Genomic DNA, 23,030 nt, shown 5'->3' with positions numbered 1-23,030 from the left:
CATTATTTGAAGCTAGTTATGTCCCAGCCCCGCTTTCTTTTTTATCTCACTTTAACTGTTTTTCCGCCGCTTTTATTACCAGCTTTATCTATAGCAATAACTTTAATGGAGGTACCCTTTTTTATCGGACTAATCTTCATTTGATATTTTCCGTACTTATCTGCTTTTGTAGAACCAATTTTTTTACTACCAACGTAAGCTGAAACAGTTGAGTTTGCTTCTGCTCTTCCAGAAATATATTTTGATTTATAACTAATGGAATTAACGGATGGTGTGCTTGGTGGAATTCTATCTACCACTGTTACACTTTTTTGCAAACTAGCCCCGTAGGTATTTTTAGCTATGACATAAATTTTCGTTCCTGCNTATTTTTAGCTATGACATAAATTTTCGTTCCTGCTTTTTGTTTAGGAATGGTAACTTTGAAATTCCCTTTGCTGTCGCTTGATTTAGAGTACGTTTTGGATCCGATTTTTACGGATACTGTGCTGTTCTTACTTGTTTTACCGCTAACATAAGTACTGTTATTGCTAACGGTAGTAATTGTTGGTGTGGAAGGAGGAGCGCCAACAATAACCGTCCGTTGTCCGCTCGTACCATAATTATTTTTGGCATATATATAAATTTTGGTTCCCGTTTTTTGTTTAGGAATGGTAACTTTGAAATTCCCTTTGCTGTCGCTTAATTTAGAGTATGTTTTGGATCCGATTTTTACATAAACAGTGCTTTGTGTGTTTGTCTTACCTGTAACTGAAGAGCTGCTTGTACTTACTATATTTACAGCAGGTGTAGCAGGTAAAAGGAATGGTGCTTTTACACTTAATACATATTTTCCTGTATGCTCAGAATACTTGTGAACCTTAATATAATAGGTCCCTGGAGATAAAGTCTCCTCATTTGACCATTGCTTTGGTGTACTGGAAGAACCGTAATAGATGTCCTCATACCATATTTGTTTGCCTTTTGAATCTAACAAATCTAGATAAACTTCTTCTAAATAAGAATCCAAATTTACAGTGATTTTACCAGCTTTGGGCAAAGTCACCTTATAAAAATCAGTATCATCGTTCCAGCTGATATAGCCTGTTACTTTTTGCTTATTCATAGCCAGTGTCTGTGCTTGGGTAGTACCATTGTTTGGTTCAGCCTCATTATTATTTGCTTGAGTGTAATGAACACTTAAATTGTACTTTCCAGTATTGTAACTATATTGGGACACTTTTATATAATAGGTCCCAGCCTCTAGATCCTCATAACTAGACCATTGCTTTGGCGTACTTGGTGAACCATAATAGATGTCCAATCTGTCCCAAATTTTCTGTCCATTAGAATTAAAAAGGTCTAAATAGACTTCATCTAAATAGGAGTCAAGGTTTACCGAAATTCTGCCTGCCTTAGGTAACGTAATTTTGTAAACGTCAGTATCATCGTTCCAGCTGATAAAACCGGAAATCTTTTGCTTATTCAGAGTTAGTGTCTGCGCTTGAGTGGTCCCATTGTTTGGTTCGACCTCATTATTATTGGCCGTATCGTAATGGACATTTAGATTATAAGTCCCGGTATAGTCATCATATTGGTAAATCTTAATGAAATAAGTTCCTGGCTCTAAATCCACAAAATCTGACCATTGTTTTGGGGTACTAGGAGAACCATAGTAGATATCTTTTTGGTCCCAAATCTTATTTCCTTTAGAATCTAGCAGGTCCAAGTAAACTTCATCTATATAGGAATCCAAATTTATTGAAATTCTGCCTGCTTTTGATAATGTTACTTTATAGTAATCAGTATCATCATTCCAGCTGATATAACCAGTTATGTTTTGAGTATTCACCGTAATGGGTTGCGCTTGCAGTGTCCCATTATTGGGTTCTACATCATTATTATTAGCTTGATCATAGCCTACATTTAAAGTATATTTCCCAGTATTATCACCGTATTGATATACTTTAATATAATATGTACCTGGTTCTAAGTCCTCATCATCTGACCATTCTTTTGGCGTTGTGGTCGTACCATAATAGATATCCTTTTCATCCCAAACCTTATTTCCTTTAGAATCTAAAAGATCCAAATAGATATCACCAATATATGAATCTACATTTACTTTGATTTTCCCTGCCCTAGGCAATGTTATTTTATATGTCTGCTCCAGATTTGAATTTGTAATGTATCCAGTAACAGTAGTGTTAAATGGCAAATTTTGAGTCGTGCTTGCTTCGATATGTTTCGTTTGAAAAAATAAGGCCGGTAGTGCTAATACAAGTACGAAAATAATATGTAAAACTTGTTTTGCTTTCCCCATTTTATGTCCTCCTCTTATTTGATGATTTATGAAAAGCTGGACTCCTTTCCTTTTTGTATTATCCTCTACCTAACCTTTCTATATATTATTTTAGGTAAAAAATACTAGTATATTATACCTCTGTAAATAGAAAAATGTACACATTAATCCGTCTATAGACTTATAGAAATATATCCTTAATTGGGTGCTATGCTATCATTCTGAATTTCACATTTAATAGATAAGAGGCCGGAACATAGGTAAAAAAACCGAAACCAAGTTTTAAATTTGCTTTCATACATTTTTTGCTTTTCTTTGGTTTTTGTCCCAGCCTCTTTATATTAATCTTCCTTTCCTGTTCTCCTACATCCTTGCGAAATTTAGGACTATAACAGGCAAGCGGATCATTGTTGGCGAAAGCTAGTTGCGTCAGTAGATTTGTATCTTACCTACCTAACTTTTGCTTAATCTTTTCCAACGCCCCACGTTTCCACTTCTTCACCGCGGAAGGTGACACGTTTTCATAATTAGCAAGTTCAGCTGAGCTCATCCCTAAGTGAAAGGTGGCAACCACCCACTTTTTCTGATTAGTTGTTAGTCCCTCACAATAAGTTAATAAGGTTTCCATTTCCAACGGCACATCAGCCCCCTCATCTAACTGAAGATTCCAAAACTCCTCTTTTGGATATCGATATCTCTCTTCTAATGCTGCAGACTTCTTTAACTCCGTCAACAATCTCCCCTTTATCGTCAAATAAGCAAAACTAGTAAATGATCCTTTTTTCGAATCAAATCTTTCTTTTGCCTCCCAGAGTGCTATCAATCCTATTTGAAAAAATTCGTCATAGTTTTTGTAAATTCGCAGAGAACGCAAAATATGATGAATCATCGCCTCATATTTTTGGAATACGGCTAGAAACTCTTTCATTCGACAGACCTTTCGCAAAAGGCGCCTTTTGTCATGTATTCCCGGGTTAGCTCCACCATAACGGAAAAAAATTGTCTGTTCGAATTGGAATATTTCAAAATAGAAGTCGAAAAGAGAAGATATTGAGACTTTTATGTAGGGATACTGGCAGTTTAATGGGGGGATAGTTGAAAAAAGGTATATTTTCGGATATTTTTTAAAAATATAGTAAACTTCGTATATTTATGTGGCAAAAAGTATACTATCCTATAAAAAGTCGCAGGATTGGGACTAAATGCCTAAATCGGTCCGTTCTCCCTTAATTTCGGTCCATTCGGATGCATTTTCGGTCCGTTCGCTTCAATTTTTGGTCCATAAGTGTTTAGTAGTTTTGATTTTTAGTGGTGCCAGGCACCAACCGCGGACAAAACGAGATTTTGTACGCCATTTTCGGCGGATTCCATTTCGGATTTAGCCAATTTCGGTGTGAAACGTATAAAAAATAGTATGCATAAGACGAACTTAAGGGGTTTTCTCTTTCGTTTTGATGGATTATGATAGTTTAATAGCAAACTTAATTAAGGAAGTCTTAAAAATGAAACAAACTTTCAAAGATATAATCCTAATTCTAATAGGTGCACTAATTTTTGCTGTTGGGATTAATTATTTTACCATTCCTAATCATTTGTCAGAGGGCGGAATCATTGGCTTGACTGTTATCGCACATTATTTATTTCACTGGTCTCCCGGTGTTGTGAACTTTATTTTAAATATGGTGCTCTTCTTGGTTGGTTATAAGTTTTTTGAAAAAAGAACAATTATCTATACTCTAATCACGATAGCAGCCTGCTCTGGTTTTCTGTATGTAACGGAGAATACGAGCAAAACAATTACGGATAATACATTACTTGCATCGATTTTTGCAGGATTGTTGGTCGGCGTTGGCCTGGGGATTATTTTTCGAGCGGGAGGAACGTCCGGAGGAACAACTATTATAGCTAGAATGGCGAATCAATATTTCGGATGGAGCATTGGAAATGCCATGTTGCTGATTGATATTATCGTAGTTGCCGGCTCTGTTTTCATCATTGGGTTAGAAAAAGCGATGTATACTCTAATTGTTGTATACGTCGGTGCGAAAGCGATTGATTTTATTGGGGACAAGTTTGATGAAAGAGTTGGTGTCTTCGTTATTTCCAATCACTCGGAAACCATTCTTCATGAAATCACCACCAAGATGTTACGGGGAATTACGGTTCTAGAAGGTCGTGGTGGTTATACTGGAACGAATAAGGACGTACTATATGTTGTTATTAGTAAGCAGGAAATTGTTCGGTTAAAGGACATCATTCATGCCAGTGATGAAAATGCGTATGTGACAGTTCACAGTGTCCAGGAAATTCTCGGGAAAGGATACAAATCGGAAAAAACATCGCTGGTAAAGAGTGTGAGGTAAGGATTCTATGAAAAATGAGGATCCTTTTTTGTATATTGACGCATTTTACAATTGAAGGAAGCATTAATTCGTGTAAAATAAAATTAAATATTAATTAGTAGAGGTAAACCATTGAAGCAACTACTAACCATCCTATTTTCCGTCATTATTATTATTTTCGCCTATACCAAAAAATCAGCCATGCTTGATGTCATCCAATCAGGGGAAAGTATGGCCATAATAATTAGCATCTTTTTTGTTGCACTACTCGTGTTCTTTCCTGTAATGCCTTATCCACTAGTGGCTGGTCTTATAGGATCGGTCTTTGGCGTCTGGCAAGGGATATTTATTTCCATAATCGGGATATCCCTCGGGACTTCTACCATGTTTCTAATGGCCAGATACGGTTTTCAAGAATGGGTACAAAAAATAATCCGTAAGTATCCGAAATCACAGGAATATGAAGCATATTTTGAAAAGAATGCATTTATGGGGATATTATTTCTACGTTTAGTTCCAGTGGTACCATCACCATTATTAAATGTTTTAAGCGGGGTAAGTAAAGTTCCTTGGTTAGTATTTATAACAGCAACTCTCATTGGGAAACTCCCCAATATCGTCATTTCAACATTTGCAGGTAGTTTATTTGCGAAAAACAAATTGCTATCCATCAGCATTTATGCGTGCTACTTATTAGTAATTACAGTGATATTAATGCTTTATATGAATAAGAAAAAAACAGAGGCAAGGAAGAGATGAAGCGACTACTAGGCAACACAAATAGTTTAGGGTATAAAAAGGAAATTACTTAATAAGCTTTTGACCTTAGCTCATGAAATCGAATGTTTTTGAATAAATATTAAATTTGTAAAAATTTTCAAAGTATGGTAATATGCTTACTGTGGAATTTCCTATTTTTCCGCAAACTTTCTACGTGGCGACTGTTGAAGTCGCCTTAAATTTTTTACTAAGGAATTTTCATCATTAATAAAGCAGTACCAAGATGACTTGAAACCAATCTCAATAAGAACAGATATCCATTAGCTACCAATTAGAGAAATTTAAACCGGAAGCAGCCATCATAACAGGGGCTGCTTTTCTGTATTTAGCTCACTACTCCTTATCCTCTTGTACATGTTCATTTAAATAAGGGTTTTCCGTACTTGTCGCAAAATGAACAGATTGCAGACTCATCTCCGCTTCTACCCCAAATAAGTCTGTTATAGTTTTTTCTTTATTTCTCTCTTCTTTCACTTTCACTGCACTCCTTACGTTTTGATGTTCTACTATATTGTGCATATCGAAGTAAAATATCCATGAAAAATGTAACATGATAAAACGCAGTACATTGGAGAAAATAAAAAAAGCCGCCATCGGGCAGCAGATGAATGTACTTATTAATGGTGGTATTTAACCTTGTGATCATATATAAACCAATTGCCTTTACTTTTAATGAAGCAAATTGTCGTTGTTTTATTTCCACTTTCGTCATTTAAGTGATATTGGGAAATGGATAAGTATTCGCGGCCGTTTTTTATGTAATACGTAACAGTCGGTTTCTTTGGTTCATATGCTGGCTTCCAATCGATTGGATAAAGAGCTAATCCCCAAATTTCAGTTTCAATAATATGATATAATAGATTTCCTTTTTTATCTTTCCCTGCGGGTCTGTATTGCTGTTTAAAATATTTATCTATATATGTTTTGGTAAAACCCGGAGCCATGAGTGAGAATATTTGAGATTTTGTATAATTTTTTTCCCAGGTTTTTCTTTCCAGTCGAAATGCTTTGTTACTAATTTTCTTTGCAGTAGCCGAGGAAAAAGGACGATAAAGCCTTACATAGTCATCCGAAACATAGCCTTTCTTTTTCCCATATTTAATCTGTAGCCAACTGTTCTTTACCGAATAGATAGTAATGTTTGTTTTGTTTTTTAAAGCACCGATTTTTGGATACTTTATTCCTGGTCCGTTTCTAACATTCAGCACTCCACTTTGAATATCGACTACACCAGTCTTCGTTGCAGCAGCTGTAACTTGGCCTAACGGAGTAAATACCATTAACATCAAAATGAATGATAATAAACCACTAATAGCTATCCTTTTCATGGCCATCCCCCCATTTTTTTGCGCTAAGTATCCAAGACTGTTCCACCTAATACTAAAACAGTATTTATCCGTGTACAATCATAATCGTTAGTCAAATAATGCTCGTTTCTGACATAAATCGCAACAAAGGTAGAAAGTGTTGAATTTCCTAATATAATTTATATAAAAGCCGCCATAAGGCGACTTGTTGTGCAATAAAATTTTTCTTTATGAATAAATGGTTTATTGCGCAATTTAATTTTAGTCATGGATAGAAAAAAAGAGATACTTTTTATAGGTATTATTTTAGTTATGAAAAGCAAAGGAACGGTTCTTCGTAGGGGGTGGGTGCCCGCCCTTTACGTTGAACTCATCCCATTGTTTGGAATTCTATTTTTCTAAATGTACGGCTGTTTGCTTGGATACAGATATGGATCGGGTCAGGATGCTTACGATTACTAAGAAGAAGAGATTGACAATTAAGGCTACAATCCCGACATTTAGATCTTTAATAACTTGTGGTAAGAATGGGAGTAAAGATCCTACAGATTTATTTGCTATGGTTACATAGGCAACCGTCGCGACACCTGTGGCCATTCCAGCAAATGCACCGTATTTCGTAACAAAATTATTTTTCATTAGACTAAAGAGTAATGCTGGGAAGAGCTGGGTAACTAAGCTGTATCCCATTAACAGTAAGGCCACAATGGTTTCGCCGCCATTAATCGTATAATATACTGTTACAAGTGCAACCACGGGTACCATGTATTTTGCTATTTTTTCAATTTGTTTATTTGTGGCTGTCGGCTTTATTACCTTAAAGATATTCTTTGATAAAAGGGTAGCCGATGACATGAGAATCAATGAACCTGGAACTAGCGCAGTTAAAACCCCAGCAGACCCAATAATTCCAATCACCCAGGGATCAAAGGTTGCAATGGAGATTTTTAATAGGGCAAGGTCGGTATCGCTTCCGGTTAGTCCTGGAACTTGTAATATCGCAGCGAATCCCACAAAGAAGACAAAAAGTAAAACCAAGGAATACAAAGGCATAATGATCGCATTTCTGCGAAAGGTGTTCGCATTTTTAGCAGTATAGGTGGAGCCAAACGTATGTGGCCACATATAAAAGCCAAAAGCGGTCAATAAGACGGTTGAAATAAACCAAGATGGGCTTTGTCCTGTAGCAGGCAATGCTAAGAAATTGGCATCTTTGGCATGGATTGCTTCAAACATAGAACCGAGTCCACCGTAATAATGAATAGGTAAATAAATTCCCAGAAACAGCACTACAGCAAGTATTAATATATCTTTCACCACGGCTGTCCAAGCTGATCCATGAATCCCTGATACCATGACATAGATTGTAACGGCAATGGCACCAATCCAGATGGCAAATGTAGGAGAAATACTTCCATAGGAAGCCTGGGAAACAATGAGCCCAAGGCCCTTTAATTGTGTGATAAAATATGGGACCATCCCGACTATACCAATTAACGAAACGAATACACCTAAATAGGGACTGTTATATTTCTGTACGAAAAAGTCCGATTGAGAGAGGAGATTATGTTTCTTCGCATATTTCCAAATCCTAGGCAAAAGGAAATAGGACATAATATAGGCGACCGCACTATAGGAAATGATGTAATAGGTTGGCCCACCTTTTCCATATGCCCAGCCACTTCCTCCCAAAAAGGTAAAAGTTGTATAAATTTCACCTGCCATTAATAGGAAGACAAAAATGGTGCCGAATCCTCTTCCCCCAACGGACCATTGCTCTAGGTTCATATCTTTTCCCTTTTTCGCTTGGATTCCTAATAGAATCGCGAGGACTAGAACAATAAAGATAATGACTAAGGCAATATTCATAATAATTCATCCTCCTTACGATTAGGGTCAAATTTGAACACAATCCACATAATAGGGGAGGAAAGAACAGTACACATTACTAACCAAAATAATAAAAACGGCATTCCGAGAACGATGGGGGTTACCCGATTAAAGAAAATAGCTCCGACAAAAATTCCAATGATAGGCACAAGCGCCAAGAGTTTTACTGCATTCATGAAATCCCTCCTGTCTATTACTGAGAAAGAAAGTTAAATACTGCATGCACAAATAGATTGATTCCTTTTTCTATGGAGCGTTCATCAATCATAAATTGTTCATGATGATGTGGATAGATGATTCCCTGTTCCTTATTTCCTGCACCGATATAAAAGAAACAGCCTTTTGCCGCTTGCTGATATGCGGAGAAGTCTTCGCCCACCATGGTTGGATCCATTCGTACAACATCCTCTTTTCCATACACTTCAATCGCGGTGTCTTCCATAACTTTTGTGATTTCCTCATGATTAATAACGGCACGATACCCGAATTCATAACGAAACACATAATCCGCGTCATGAGCACTTGTTATCCCTTTTACAATTCTCTCCATATGCTTTGGAATTTCTTTGCGGACTTCTGGATCGAAGCTTCGTACTGTCCCCATGATTTCAACAGATCCCGGGATCACATTATGGGTTGTTCCACCGACAAACTTCGCCACAGAAATCACAACAGGCTTTAAAGGATCAATATTTCTTGAAACAATATGCTGTAGATTTGTCACAACCTGACTGGCAATCGCAATACTGTCCACGGTATCCTGTGGCATTGCAGCGTGTCCGCCTTTGCCATTTACAAAAATTTGAAAGGTGTCAGGAGCTGCCATCATCGGTCCATACACGATGCCGATTTTTCCGATTTCAAGCGGAGACCATAAATGCGTTCCAATTACGACATCCACCCCATCCATCACCCCATGTTGGACAAGTTCCTCTGCACCGCCGGGATAAAGTTCTTCCGCGTGTTGAAAGATAAAACGTATTTCTCCAGCGATATCCTCCTTACATTGTGATAAGAATTTTGCAGTCCCCAAGAGAATAGCTGTGTGACCGTCATGTCCACAAGCATGCATCACCCCAGGCGTTTGGGAGGAAAAAGGCACCCCGCTTTTTTCTTCGATAGGAAGTGCATCCATATCAGCTCGAATAGCGATGGTTTTCCCAGGTAAGGAGCCTTTTAACACTCCTAACACGCTTGTCTTGGTGGGCCGGGTAACATCAATGCCCCCAAAAGACTTTAAAGTTTCATAAACGAACTTAGCTGTGTTTACTTCGTGAAAGGACAGTTCCGGATGGGCATGTAAATAACGCCTCCATTCGATAGCATCTTGAAATACCTCTTTCAAACATACGTGTTGAAAATCTACCTTGACCATTATGCAAGATTCCTTTCGAGAGAATTTGATTGTAATTTTATACTATTCGGAATTTGTATAAAATTTATGTTTTTTATGATAGACCTAAATTATTTTAGAATCAAGTATTTTTTGGCTACGGGTGCCAGGTACACCATGATTCCGAGGCGGAACCATGCTACTTTAAAGCGTAAAAGATTTTTTGAAGGGAAAGGTAATGGATACAGTGATGCCGGGAAAAGTCTATTTCTGCTTTGCAGAGGGGAGATGAGTTTTTTTGAGGGGGACAATCAGGCGTTTTGTGCGGCAAAACAGCATAACTAGTGGATTAGTTTGGGAATTCAATAGGACAGCTCGTGATTTGTTGAAAGGTATATTAGATGTTCTAGAATATTTTATTAGAATAACATTTACTTAAACTAATCCGAGGTTAACTAGTATTCATATGAAAAAGCACCGATTGTTATAATTGATATTATGTAAAAAATGGAATTTATAATTATTCTTTCTTCCTGCCATCCTTCAAAAAGAAAAACCTAATAGTTCAAACGATGGAAATTTTAGTAAACGATACATCAACAAACAACCCCTATAATGAAAATGAAATAATTATAGAACAAATTGAAGTCCGTCTTAAAAATTTTACCCATTGATTTAAGCGTTAATTTGGAAGGGGAACCCCAACACAGAGTCACTCAAATCGACTCTTTTAAGAATCAGAATGCGATTGAACTTATCGATGGACAATATAAAATATTAGGAAAAGTGCATGATTGACGGTAAAGATGCGTAAAACAAGCGTTGGTATATTGACCCTAAAATGCTGAATGAAAACTATTCCATTTGAGGGATTAAAGGAACATGGAATTTATGTTCTTACATTAGTATACAAGTTATTCCAATTGCAATCTTTGCATAAAAAGGGCTGCGCACTTCATTTCTTTTTCCTTTCAAAATTTGGCGGAATTAAGTGAGGGAGAAATGAGAACCGTCCCCTTGTTTCTTGATACCATGTATCATTTCCATTATCATTAATATTGCGATTTATGATTGTATGATTTTTCATAATGGTTGATTTTTAATTTTTTTCCAAGTTGGTGACATTCTATATGAGCAAAAAACATCGGGTTACCTTACATGAAGTGGCTGAGCATGCAGGCGTTTCAACATCAACAGTCTCTTTGGTTATAAGGAATAATCCTCGAATTTCGGAAGCTACAAGAAAGAAGGTATTTGATTCTATCGATACATTGGGATATGTTTACGATCGGGTAGCCGCTAACTTAAGATCACAAAGTACGGGTATTGTTGGGGTAATTGTGACTGATATTGCCAACAAGTTTATTTCGGAGTTTTTGATAGGTGCGCAAAATACTTTGGAACAGGCTGGATATACCGTACTTCTGGGTACAACCTTCGACTCTGTTTCTAAGCAGGACAAACTACTTTCAACGATGATAGAGCATAGAGTGGATGGATTAATTCTTAATCCGGCTTCTAAAAGTACTGAAAAAACAGTTGAACGAATAAATAACCTTCCAATACCAATTGTGCTTGCTAATCGAGAACTTGATGATGCGAATTGTGATTATGTAGGTATTGACTATGTTAAAGGTGCGTATATTGCTGTCAAACATCTACTAGAAAAAGGACATAAAAGAATTGCTTATTTAGGAGGAATCAAGTCTTCTTCTACTTGGATTGAGAGAATGCGGGGATTTCAGTTAGCTTATGAAAAAGCTGAATTGAAATTGGATGAATCCCTAATAATTGATGGACCGCCGACTAGAGAAGGGGGATTTGATGCGGTATCTAAAGTTTTGCAAAATGGAAATCCTCCAACAGCCATTTTTTGCTTTAGCGATTTGGTAGCCTCTGGTGTCTTACAGGGTCTAGCATTGCATAAGTTAACACCAGGAGTTGACATCGATATAGTTGGATTTGATAACATTCCAGACTCAGAAATTTATCATCCCCCTTTAACAACCGTTTCTTCCTTTCCAAGATCAATCGGGAATAAATCTGCAACTATTTTATATGAAAAAATGACAAAAAGTAGTCCCGAGAAACAACGAATAATTCTACAGCCTGAACTTATCATTCGTGAAACGTCATAAAACTAAAGATTATTTTTAAAAGAAGATAACAAACGTTAATCTTCTTTTTTAATGGCTTTTTTTAAAAACTCGGTTGCTTTTATAAAAGAAAATCTTATCACTTCCTCATTTCGGATTAGAAACGAAAGTCCATTTTAAGAGAAGATGCCCGAAACTAAGACTAATTAGGATTTAAAACAATTTACGAAAACAACAATACATATAAAACTGCATTTTTTAATGAAGGTAAAATTATCTTAAAAGCCCAATCCACATACCAATTTCTAACTGTTTTTGTCACAGACTTGACACATATAGAAATCAAGAGTATATTTTTATTTGTTATTTAGTAGAACGTTCTACTAAGAATAATATCTATATTTATCCAATGAGTTAAAAATAATGTCCCATAAAAGCCCCTTTATCTTAATATGTTGTTCTATTGTAAGGTATAAAAGTAATTGCGATCCGAAATTATATATTATTATTATGTATATAAAAATTTCATTTTTTAGTAGAACGATGTACTTTAGATAAGTGAGGTAATGGAGGGAGGAATCACTAGAACTTTCTCATTTTCAATAGGAATTTCAAAAAAATAATTTCTTTCATTTCCCATCTCAACATCTTTTATAAAAATTTATAAGAACAGATTGAATAGGCTGTGTGTACAAAGGAATTTAATTTTTATATTAGAAACAAACTAAGATTATCAATGGTACTGAGATGGGGAATGGGATTTATTTATTTGGAATTTGTATGACATCGAGGAGATATTGAATGAAGAATCCATATTGGAAAATGGCATCAGGAATTTATTTAAATTACTTACTTTTAGGGATGGTCAATATCATCTTGTCATCAAATATGAGCTTTCTTTCTCAACAATTGGGAGTTGAAAAAACAGATATCAGTTCTTTGATTTCCGTTGTTGGAATTGGGCACTTATTAAGTATTAATGTATCTGGAAAGCTTTCCGATCGTTATGGAAGAAAGCCTCTAATTGTGACAGCGGTCTTGTTATATATGATATTTCTAATAGGAATACCGTTTACAACTCAATATAAGTACGCCATGGGACTTGCTCTCATTGCGGGAATCTGTAATTCCTTATTAGATTCAGGTTCTTATCCTGCACTTAATGAAGGGTTTCCAAATGCTGCAGGTACCGCAACGGTTTTATTGAAAGCTTTTATTTCAATAGGGGCAGTTCTTCTACCCATCATTATAGCTTTTATTATCACTAACAAAATGTTTTACGGCTATAGTTTCTTTGTACCTGCAACAGTGTTTTTATTGAGTGGTCTCTTTTTAATAAGAGCTAACTTTCCTGATCCTACAAAAAAAGAACATAAGAAACAACAGGTAGAGGACTCACCTGTTAAGCAACCATTTAATCCGGCTCAGCTAAAGTTTTGGAAGGAAGGCGTTGCCCTTATTTTGAATGGCTTTGCTTCTGTTTCATTGTTTAATGTCGTTCAAATTTGGCTTCCGACCTTTGGACAAGACGTGCTTCATTTAAGCAAAGTGAAGTCGGTTGAGTTACTTAGCTATTATGGTACAGGTGGAATCCTGTCCGTTCTATTACTTGCTATCTTGTTAAAAAGGTTAATGAAGCCAATAACTGCTATGGTTATCTATCCTTGTATGGCATTGATTACTTTAATCGTGCTTCTATTTAATCATAATCTAACCATTCTTACGGTTGTATCATTCTTTTTAGGATTTTCAATGTCAGGGATTTTTCAATTAACAGCGACAGTGATGATGGAACTGTTTTCAGAAAAAAAGGGAGCAAGTGTTTCCTATGTTAGTGCAGCAGCTAGTATAGCTTTTATTGTCGTCCCTTTTGTAACAGGATTACTAACTAAATACTTAGGAGTATCCTCTGTATTTATTTTTGATATTTGTTTGGCCATTGTCAGTGTTGTACTAGGAATCTATATCTTCAAAAGATACAAATCCATATCCGTTTACAACTGAGACAAGCTGGCATCTTATTTGAAAAGTGGAATCAGTAAAGCAAATGCTGACCACTCTTTCTCTATATACTTTGGGTCCTTCTTTTACATTATGTTTTAGTAGTAAAGGAGATTTTGTAAAAGATTGGATGCATTCAAAGGAGTGGACAAGTTGAAAAACCGATATATTAAGACATCTGTTGGAATGTATTTAAACTACTTCATGCTCGGAATGATTAACATTATCGTTGCATCTAACATGCATAATCTTTCTAGCAAATATCATGTTTCAGTGGAAAAAATCAGTCTCTTAGTTTCTGCTATTGGAATAGGGAAACTTGTATCCTTATTTTTTGTTGGTCGAATCTCCGACAAATACGGCAGGAAACCAGTGATTGTTATTGGAAGTTTTCTAGAAATACTATTTTTGATTGGCATACCGCTAACGTCAAGTTATACCCTTGCATTTATTTTTGCAATCGTGGCTGGTATCGCCAATTCGTTGCTTGATTCGGGGACATATCCTGCTTTAATAGAAGCATTTCCGAAAAAGTCAAGCTCTGCAACTGTTCTTGTTAAAGCATTTGTTTCGATTGGAGCAACATTATTGCCGTTTATCATCTCCATATTAGTAGCGAACCACATTTTCTGGGGCTGGTCATTCTTTATTTGGGGTATTCTGTATTTGTTATGCGGCATTTATCTTATTTTCATGCCGTTTCCAACTGCAAATGGTGGGGGGCAATCACTAGAGAGTCAAGAGGAGTCTTCACCATTTAAAGAAGAACCTAAATTATGGCGTGAAGGATTAGCAATTATTTTAATCGGCTTCACTTGTACCGCGTTATTCGTAGTATGGCAAACATGGCTACCAGAGCTTGGAAGTAAATTTATTGGTTTAGGCGAAAATAACGCTGTACAGCTGTTAAGTTACTTTAGTATAGGTGCGTTAGTGTCCGTATTAATTTTAGCCGCTATTTTAGATAAATTTGTAAAGCCTGTAACGATTATGATTCTTTATCCGGCAATAGCCTTTTTATCCATGTTAGGTCTATTTACGATTAAAGCTTATTCGGTTGTTTTAATATGTACCTTTATCCTTGGTCTATCAACGGCAGGGATTTTCCAATTAGCTTTAAGTGTCATGACACAGTTCTTTATGAAAAATAAGGCAACGACCACATCTTACGTAAATATCGCTTCAAGTTTAGCCTTTATTTTTGTGCCGATGATCACAAGCTATTTGGTAGGTGCAGTGAACATCACCATGACATTGGTATTTGATATGGTCATCGCGGTTATAAGTGTTTTATTAGCAATATTTGTTTTATATCGCGGGCGAAAAGTTTTTAAATAAAATTGATAATTTAATAGATATTTAGAAAAGTAATTATGCTGTTGACGATCATACCTCCTTGCGTATTCGTTCACGCTAGTTTTCGTATCCAATAAAACCCGTTTACGTGTACGCATTAGGCTAGATCAACACGAATATAGCCAAAAATAAAGAGAAAAGGAGATAGTTATTATGGCAAACTATGAAAAAAACTTAGGAAAAATTGATGGTAGAACAAAATTAGTTGGATTATTGGCTACACCAATCGGCCACAGCCTTTCACCGCAAATGCATAACTTGGGATATACTCTTTTAGGTATAAACTATGCTTATCTTGCGTTTGAAGTAGGCAATGACACACTTAAAGAGGCTGTAGAAGGTATGAAAGCATTGGGAGTTGCGGGTTTTAACGTTTCGATGCCAAACAAAATGGAAATTCTCCCATATCTCGATGAACTTGATGATAGTGCAAAATACGCTCGTGCAAGTAACACGGTTGTAAACAGAGATGGTAAGCTTATTGGCTATAATACAGATGGCTTAGGTTACGTGAAGAACCTTGAACAACAAGGTGTTGATTTAAAAGGTCAAAAGATAACATTAGTTGGTTCCGGTGGAGTTGCAACACCAATTGCCATTCAATTAGCACAATCAGGTATTCAAGAACTTAATATTTTTGCTCGTAATGATAAGTTTTTCCAAAATGCAGAGGAAAATGTGAACTATATCAATAATGAAATGAAATCCTTTGGCGTCAAAGCTAACATCTTACCATTAGAAGATAAAGATCGATTCCGTAAAGAAGTAGCGGAAAGTGCTGTGTTAGCAAATGGAACAAGCTTAGGGATGAAACCATTGGATCAATTAAGCATTGTGGATGATACATTGGATGTCTTACGTAAAGATTTAGTGGTAACAGACGTGGTGTACAACCCTCAAAAAACAAAATTATTAAAACAAGCCGAAGAAGCAGGCGCAACAGCGATTAATGGTTTAGGGATGATGCTTTGGCAAGGGGCGCTAGGATTCAAATTGTTCACTGGTGAGGATATGCCAATAGATGACATTAGGAAAATTATGTTCGGGTAAGACATTTCCATTTTAATAGTTTTCATGAAAATCTTACGGCCGAAGGAGAGAAAGACATGACTAAAATATTAATGCTCCATGGTGTTAACCATGATATGTTCGGGAAACGCGATCCTAAACAATACGGAACTATTACTTTAGATGAAATAAATAATAAAATCCAGCAACTAGCAAAAGAATTAAACATTGAAGTAGACACATTTCAAACCAATCATGAGGGTGAAATGGTTAATAAAATCAATGAAGCCTTTTTATCGGGAGTTGATGGAGTTGTTATCAATGCGGGGGCTTGGACACACTATAGCTACGCAATCCGTGATGCCTTGGCTATTTTAACAGTCCCAGTCGTTGAAATTCATATGTCCAATATCCATTCACGTGAAGCATTTCGCCATGAATCCGTTTTTGCGGAAATCGCAACCGGGCAAATTTCCGGATTCGGACAAGAAAGTTATTTACTGGGGATTCGCGCAGCATTAGCAGCGGGCCGACAAAGTTAATCATTTAAAAACGGAAATATTATAAAATGCATCGAGTGTGTTAACAAAGGATAATCACTCGGTGCATTTTTGGTTATACAAAAAAATCGATAATTTAAATAGTTGGTTTTTTAATAGCTAAGAATTTTCACAGCTGTATGTGTAGCTATATCATAAAATAATTCCTAATGTTCATCATAAAGTTCCCATGCAGTTTTTAATGCATCCACAATATTATCTGCAACAGATTCAATATCAAGATTATCCGTTTCCACCTTTGAATGATGATTCATATAATATTGTTGTCTAGTATAAAAAAGCTCTTTTATTTCGTCCAGGCTTTTTCCTTGTAAAACAGGTCGGCTATCAATAATTAGATTAATTCGTTCTTTCCAAGATTCCCAAGAAAGATCTAGAAAAAATACAATACAATTGGATAAGCAAATTTTTTGTATTTCCTCTTGTAAAAAGGCTCCTCCACCAACAGAAATAATCTTTAATTTCTGTTTAGAGTAGAAATCAATAATGTTCTTTTCTTTTTCTCTGAAGACTTTCTCACCGAAAGTCTTAAAAATCTCTGTAGTAGGCATATCAAATTCTTTTTCAATTTCTTGATCAATATCGATGAAATCTCGATATAGCTTTTTTGCGACTAAAGAACCTATGGTAGTTTTGCCCACTCCCATAAATCCAATAAAGACGATGCTTTTTTCTTTTAGAGACATATTATCGCTTCCCATTTATTCCGCCTCTTTCGATAATATTGTAATAAATGCTATTCTTTCGATTTTATTATCTACCTCGAATATAGTATGAGAACGAATCAATATAAAACTAGCCTCAGTAGATTAGTAAGTTCTTAGTTAAAGTGGTAACTTAAAAAAGTAGAATGATGATTGCGTTTATTTACAATATTATATAATAAACAGATGGCAAAGTAAAAAGAACAGGGGGACGGTCCATCTGTTCTATAACATGTAGGTAGTTGAAAATAAATATAACGCCTCGAGGAAAACAAAGGGACAGTCCCTTTTTTAAGCCCAACTTCACATTCTCACCACAACCCGGTGAACCTCTCCATTCGCCAGCCAATCAAATCCCTCATTAATATCCTCTAAGGAAATGATTTCGCTTAATAGCCGATCCACAGGCAATCGCCCTTGTTTATAAAGTTCAATAAATCGAGGAATATCCCGTGACGGGACACAACTTCCTAAATACGATCCCTTTATTACTCTTTCCTCTGCCGCTAAGGTTACCTGCGGAATCGAGAATAGATGTTTCGGATGTGGGAGTCCGGTTGTAATGTTGTTCCTCCGCGACGAGTGATATTATAGGCAACTTGCATAGCTGGAACAGCGCCTCCCGTTTCAAACGCATATTCGACTCCGCCCCCGGTTACTTTCTTTATCTGGGTGACAGCATCAGAATCATTGGAGTTAAACACATGAGTGGCCCCTAATTCTTTAGCAAAAGCTAGTTTGTCAGGATTTATATCAACGGCAATAATATCATTTGCTCCAGCGGCAACCGCCCCTATCAGTGCGCTTAAGCCAACTCCGCCGAGGCCAACAATGGCAACGGAATTTCCCATTTTAATATGAGCCGTATTAATGACAGCACCGACTCCGGTCATCACTGCACAGCCGAATAAGGCGGCTATTTCAAATGGTATGGTTGGATCTATCTTTACTAAAGAATGGCGGGACGTGACCGCAAAAGTAGAAAAAGCAGAAACTCCTAAATGATGATAAATGTAGTCCTGATCGTGATGAAGTCTTCGTTCACCACTTAAAAGCGTGCCGTCTTGATTTACCCTTGCCCCCTCTTCGCAAAGGGCAGGTCTGCCTTCTTGACAGGGAGGACAATGGCCGCATGCTGGGACAAAAATACATACAACATGGTCTCCAACCTGTAAATCAGTGATTCCTTCACCCGTTTTTACGACAATCCCAGCCGCTTCATGGCCCAATGCCATTGGGGTTGGCCGTGGTCTGCTTCCATTTATGACAGACAAGTCAGAGTGGCAAAGGCCAGCTGCCTTGATTTCAACCAATATCTCCTCATGTCCTGGAGGATCCAATTCCAGTTCCTGAATGAGTAGTGGCATACTTTCCTTATAAGGGGATTGTGCTCCGATTGTTTGCAGTACAGCAGATTTCACCTTCATGAATGTCCCACCTTCGTTTACAAATAAATAAAGCCTAAAATAGATAGTAGTAGAATAGCTAATCAACCATTTTGTATTATGAAAGAATTCAATCTAATATGATACTATGATAATGAAAACGCTTACATTCTAGTTTGTCAAAAAGAATCATTTTATGGAAGGGGGAGTGTGACAATCCTTAATTCACTTGGTGATAATGTAAAAAATATGATATTCGATGATATGATGCATATTCAAAAGAACTATCGTTATAGTCGAAATAAATATTATTGAGTATGAAGTAAAGGGAATGGAACGATGATTAATTAAAATCTATTATTTATTATCAGGGTCAAGAGAAGGCGAAGGTTACGAAGATGTTGAAGGATAATTTACAAGAAAGCTAATCTTATAATAAAACCAAAGAGACTAATAAAAGGATTCAGTATCTTAGTTTCTGAATCCTTTTTCAATAGAAAGAGTAACGTTGTTTTACATTCTTAGTTTCAAGATTATAATAAATTTATAGAAAAATATAATAATTCTTGAAAGAGTCGATGATTATGTTAAACTTCCAGCTATTTTGTCGATATAACAAACGAGCATATATTTACAATCATGCAGGGCCATAGAAAGAAGGGAGATAAAGTTTGAAGAAATTAGGAAAATCACTGATACTATCAACCTCTATTTTATTTGGTGTCATAGCCACATCTATATCACCGGTAGGATTAGAGAAGGCAATGGCAAGCAGCACCATAAACATGGTAAAGACAACTTATCAAACAACCGCAAATTTAAATTTGCGAAGTGGTGCTGGTACTAAATATAAAAATATAATAACAATCCCCAAGGGAAAGACGGTTACAGCCACTGCAAAAAATGGTAGTTGGTTAAAGCTATCTTACACGTATAAGTTAAACGGTAAAAATGTAACCAAAACAGGTTGGGCAAGCAGTGCATATTTAAAGGAATATTATCAATATGTAACGACAGCCAACACCTATTATTTTACGATTAGAACCGCAAGGCTATACTCCACGCCTGATACCAAGAAAAAAGCCGTTTATACCATTGCTGGTAAAAATGGACTAGCTTCAAAACAAAGAATAGTAAACAGTATTGGGCAAACATGGTACAAAGTAAGCTATAACGGAAAAACGCTATATATTAATAATAGCGATGTCAAAAAGAATGCATTCACTTCTTTTACTGCAACCAAATACAAGACCCAGAAAGATACATATGTCTATCAGTCTTATGGGAATGCATATAAAAAATTAGTGAAAATCCCCAAAGGGGCAATAATTACTTCCAGCAAAAGAATCGGTGATTGGTATAGTGTGACATATAACAAAGTGTCAGGGTATTTTTATATTGGGGATGTTGCAAAATATACTCCGATTACCTATAAATATACCAATACGAGCGCAACGTATTATTTTACTGCTAAAACAGCAAATCTTTATTCAACACCTGACACTACTAAAAAGGCAGTATACTCGGTCGCAAGCAATAATGGATTTGCATCTACACAGAAGGTTGTAAATAGTCTTGGACAGATATTTTACCGAGTAAGCTATAACGGAAAAACGCTATATATTAATAATAGCGATGTTAAAAAGAATGCATTCACTTCTTTTACGATAACTAAATACAAGGCTCAAAAAGATACATATGTCTATCAGTCTTATGGAAACACGTATAAAAAATTAGTGAAAATCCCCAAAGGGGCAATAATTACTTCCAGCAAAAGAATCGGTGATTGGTATAGTGTGACATATAACAAAGTGTCAGGGTATTTTTATATTGGGGATGTTGCAAAATATACTCCGATTACCTATAAATATACCAATACGAGCGCAACGTATTATTTTACTGCTAAAACAGCAAATCTTTATTCAACACCTGACACTACTAAAAAGGCAGTATACTCGGTCGCAAGCAATAATGGATTTGTATCTACACAGAAGGTTGTAAATAGTCTTGGACAGACATTTTACCGAGTAAGTTATAGCGGAAAAACGCTATATATTAATAATAGCGATGTCAAAAAGAATGCATTCACTTCTTTTACCGCAACTAAATACAAAACCCAGAAAGATACATATGTCTATCAGTCTTATGGAAATGCATATAAAAAATTAGTAAAAATCCCCAAAGGGGTAATTATTACTTCCAGCAAAAGAATCGGTGATTGGTATAGTGTGACATATAACAAAGTATCAGGATATTTTTATATTGGGGATGTCGCTAAATATATTGCGTTAACTTATAAAAGTACGGATACAAAAGCAACCTATTATTTTACAAAAAATGCAGCAAAGCTGTACTCTAGTGCGGATAATCTTAATAAAGAAAAGTATTCTGTCGGTAGTAATAATGGGTTTGTTTCTACACAGATGATTACTAATAGTCTCGGGCAAACATGGTATCGTGTTTCCTATAACGGGACAAATGTATATGTTAATAAAAATGATGTAACGGTTAAAACATCTGCAACATTTACGAAAGCGCAATTTAAAGCAAATGTGAATACTTATTTGTATCAGTCTTATGGAAAAGATTATAAAAAGCTCACGCCAATTCCAAAGAATACAGTAATTTCATCTACTAGTAGTGTAGGAGATTGGTATAAAGTAACGTACAACGGAGCTTCAGGATATGTTTATAGCGGTGACGTTACCACCTATATACCGGAAACCAAAATAGCCGATACCACATATCTTACTACGGATAACTTAAATCTAAGAACAATGGCAGACCCGAATTCGACCCTTCTTGCTACTATTCCAAAAGGAACCATTATCCTTGCAACTTATAAAGTGTCCAATGGCTGGTACAAGGTTCAGTATGGAAGTAAAACTGGGTATGTTAATGGAAGCTATATAAAACAAGTAACAACAGGTGCTCCACTACAGAACAGAGATAGCTATCAGTTCATTGATTTACGTACAAAGTCTCCTGTTACTGCTAAACAGATTAACGATTATATTGCAAAATATGTAAATGCAACAGGGAAAAAAAGTGTGCTAACTGGAAAAGGCCAGGCCTTTATTGATGCCGGCAACAAATATGGTATCAATGCACTTTATTTAGCTGCTCACGCCATTCACGAAAGTGCATATGGAACATCCATGATAGCCCTCGCAAAAAATAATTTATTTGGCTTTGGTTCTTACGATGATGCTCCATTTCTTGCTTCCTATAAATTTGCATCTGTTGACCTTTGTATCGATTATTTAGCAAGAGAAATCAAATCAACTTACTTAAATCCAAATAATTGGAAGTTTAATGGTTATGATCTTGGCTTTAGTACGAAAGACATGAATAACACTAGAATAGACGCGAACAGTGAGGGAATGAATTTTTATTATGCTAGTGATCCGAATTGGGGCAAAGTAATCGCTCAGCATATGCAAAATATTCTGCCTTATGATAAAGCATATTATAAAAATGCAGCTGTAAATTCAACTATACCAGCTCGTCCGAGTTCTCCTGCTGGAAGTGATCTGTTCCCGAACAATGTTCGTGCAATCGCTAATACGACTTTAGTCCTTGATTCGGGTAAGGGTAAGAATGATGCAGTTAAGACGCTTAAAAAAGGATCCACATTCTTCATTCTGGAAAAAACGAATGATTATTGGGTAAGAGTAGTAGTAGACAACAAGACGTATTGGACAAATGATATTAAATTTGATAGTTATAAAAATTATCTATCCGTTACTAACCTTGGCAGAACGACAGATTCGGTGAACTTTAGAAAAGCTCCTAGTACTTCCGGTGATAAAATCAAAGTATTAGATCCAAGTACCTACGTATCTATTATTCTAGCTAAAGACGGCTCTCTGACAATGGATAGCACGAAAAAGTGGTATAACGTTCAATTAGCAGATGGAACCAAAGGCTGGGTCAGTGCAGCATATATTACATTAGAGCTCAGATAAATCATTTACTTAGAACTAC

General features: G+C 36.1%; 17 protein-coding genes and 1 pseudogene. 8 read left to right on the top strand and 10 right to left on the bottom strand.

Annotated elements, in window-relative coordinates; translation table 11 throughout:
• Nucleotides 1–41: 41 nt before the first annotated feature.
• The 3 genes from CWO92_RS25915 to CWO92_RS05080 all read right to left on the bottom strand — a co-directional run bounded on the left by CWO92_RS25915 (nucleotide 42) and on the right by CWO92_RS05080 (nucleotide 3,209).
• Nucleotides 42–317 carry an Ig-like domain-containing protein gene (locus tag CWO92_RS25915; RefSeq protein WP_235851561.1) on the bottom strand — a complete coding sequence of 92 codons (276 nt, stop codon included), beginning with the start codon at nucleotides 315–317 and terminating at the stop codon, nucleotides 42–44.
• A gap of 23 nt (nucleotides 318–340) precedes the next feature.
• The gene (locus tag CWO92_RS05085; RefSeq protein WP_235851560.1) at nucleotides 341–2,302 is read right to left on the bottom strand and encodes a DVUA0089 family protein; all 1,962 of its coding nucleotides are present in this window, start codon (nucleotides 2,300–2,302) and stop codon (nucleotides 341–343) included.
• A 424-nt stretch (nucleotides 2,303–2,726) separates the two neighbouring features.
• Entirely contained in the window at nucleotides 2,727–3,209 is a 483-nt protein-coding gene (locus CWO92_RS05080; RefSeq protein ID WP_101353105.1) for a sigma-70 family RNA polymerase sigma factor, read from the bottom strand.
• A gap of 574 nt (nucleotides 3,210–3,783) precedes the next feature.
• Here CWO92_RS05080 and CWO92_RS05075 point away from each other — a divergent pair.
• Together CWO92_RS05075 and CWO92_RS05070 are read left to right on the top strand one after the other, a co-directional pair.
• Nucleotides 3,784–4,644: a YitT family protein gene (locus CWO92_RS05075; RefSeq protein ID WP_101353129.1), complete on the top strand. Its 861-nt coding sequence runs from the start codon at nucleotides 3,784–3,786 to the stop codon at nucleotides 4,642–4,644.
• Nucleotides 4,645–4,755: 111 nt separating this feature from the next.
• Nucleotides 4,756–5,382 carry a TVP38/TMEM64 family protein gene (locus CWO92_RS05070; RefSeq protein WP_101353104.1) on the top strand — a complete coding sequence of 209 codons (627 nt, stop codon included), beginning with the start codon at nucleotides 4,756–4,758 and terminating at the stop codon, nucleotides 5,380–5,382.
• 354 nt (nucleotides 5,383–5,736) lie between these two features.
• Here CWO92_RS05070 and CWO92_RS05065 read toward each other — a convergent pair whose 3' ends face one another.
• The 5 genes from CWO92_RS05065 to CWO92_RS05045 form a co-directional block, all read right to left on the bottom strand.
• Nucleotides 5,737–5,877 (bottom strand): hypothetical protein, encoded by a 141-nt coding sequence (locus tag CWO92_RS05065; RefSeq protein WP_233270143.1) that lies wholly within the window; start codon nucleotides 5,875–5,877, stop codon nucleotides 5,737–5,739.
• Between the two features lie 143 nt (nucleotides 5,878–6,020).
• The gene (locus tag CWO92_RS05060) at nucleotides 6,021–6,731 is read right to left on the bottom strand and encodes an SH3 domain-containing protein (RefSeq protein WP_158177154.1); all 711 of its coding nucleotides are present in this window, start codon (nucleotides 6,729–6,731) and stop codon (nucleotides 6,021–6,023) included.
• 369 nt (nucleotides 6,732–7,100) lie between these two features.
• A complete protein-coding gene (locus tag CWO92_RS05055; protein WP_101353101.1) occupies nucleotides 7,101–8,579 on the bottom strand; it encodes a sodium:solute symporter family protein in 1,479 nt (492 codons plus the stop codon).
• Nucleotides 8,576–8,776, bottom strand: coding sequence for a DUF3311 domain-containing protein (locus CWO92_RS05050; RefSeq protein WP_101353100.1), 201 nt, complete (start codon nucleotides 8,774–8,776; stop codon nucleotides 8,576–8,578). Before CWO92_RS05050 ends, CWO92_RS05055 begins: the two co-directional genes overlap by 4 nt.
• A gap of 17 nt (nucleotides 8,777–8,793) precedes the next feature.
• A complete protein-coding gene (locus CWO92_RS05045) occupies nucleotides 8,794–9,975 on the bottom strand; it encodes an amidohydrolase (protein ID WP_101353099.1) in 1,182 nt (393 codons plus the stop codon).
• 1,088 nt (nucleotides 9,976–11,063) lie between these two features.
• On the opposite strand from CWO92_RS05045, the gene CWO92_RS05040 reads away from it, so the two are divergent.
• The 5 genes from CWO92_RS05040 (at nucleotide 11,064) to aroQ (ending at nucleotide 16,936) form a co-directional block, all read left to right on the top strand.
• Entirely contained in the window at nucleotides 11,064–12,071 is a 1,008-nt protein-coding gene (locus CWO92_RS05040; RefSeq protein WP_101353098.1) for a LacI family DNA-binding transcriptional regulator, read from the top strand.
• Nucleotides 12,072–12,830: 759 nt separating this feature from the next.
• Complete coding sequence (locus CWO92_RS05035; protein ID WP_101353097.1) at nucleotides 12,831–14,033, top strand: MFS transporter; 1,203 nt, start codon at nucleotides 12,831–12,833, stop codon at nucleotides 14,031–14,033.
• A gap of 150 nt (nucleotides 14,034–14,183) precedes the next feature.
• Entirely contained in the window at nucleotides 14,184–15,368 is a 1,185-nt protein-coding gene (locus CWO92_RS05030) for an MFS transporter (RefSeq protein ID WP_101353128.1), read from the top strand.
• 171 nt (nucleotides 15,369–15,539) lie between these two features.
• Nucleotides 15,540–16,436 carry a quinate/shikimate dehydrogenase gene (locus CWO92_RS05025; RefSeq protein WP_101353096.1) on the top strand — a complete coding sequence of 299 codons (897 nt, stop codon included), beginning with the start codon at nucleotides 15,540–15,542 and terminating at the stop codon, nucleotides 16,434–16,436.
• Nucleotides 16,437–16,492: 56 nt separating this feature from the next.
• Nucleotides 16,493–16,936: a type II 3-dehydroquinate dehydratase gene (aroQ, locus tag CWO92_RS05020; RefSeq protein WP_101353095.1), complete on the top strand. Its 444-nt coding sequence runs from the start codon at nucleotides 16,493–16,495 to the stop codon at nucleotides 16,934–16,936.
• A gap of 164 nt (nucleotides 16,937–17,100) precedes the next feature.
• Here the strand turns inward: aroQ and CWO92_RS05015 are convergent, their stop codons facing one another.
• Together CWO92_RS05015 and CWO92_RS05010 are read right to left on the bottom strand one after the other, a co-directional pair.
• Complete coding sequence (locus tag CWO92_RS05015; protein ID WP_101353094.1) at nucleotides 17,101–17,655, bottom strand: shikimate kinase; 555 nt, start codon at nucleotides 17,653–17,655, stop codon at nucleotides 17,101–17,103.
• Between the two features lie 306 nt (nucleotides 17,656–17,961).
• Nucleotides 17,962–19,085 (bottom strand): annotated as a pseudogene (locus tag CWO92_RS05010) (zinc-dependent alcohol dehydrogenase family protein).
• 629 nt (nucleotides 19,086–19,714) lie between these two features.
• On the opposite strand from CWO92_RS05010, the gene CWO92_RS05005 reads away from it, so the two are divergent.
• A complete protein-coding gene (locus tag CWO92_RS05005; RefSeq protein ID WP_101353093.1) occupies nucleotides 19,715–23,011 on the top strand; it encodes an SH3 domain-containing protein in 3,297 nt (1,098 codons plus the stop codon).
• Nucleotides 23,012–23,030: the final 19 nt, after the last annotated feature.

The organism is Heyndrickxia camelliae (assembly GCF_002844575.1).
Lineage (GTDB): Bacteria > Bacillota > Bacilli > Bacillales > Bacillaceae_C > Margalitia > Margalitia camelliae.
The sequence above is the reverse complement of the archived record's forward strand: the minus strand, read 5'-3'. Positions and strand labels throughout refer to the sequence as shown.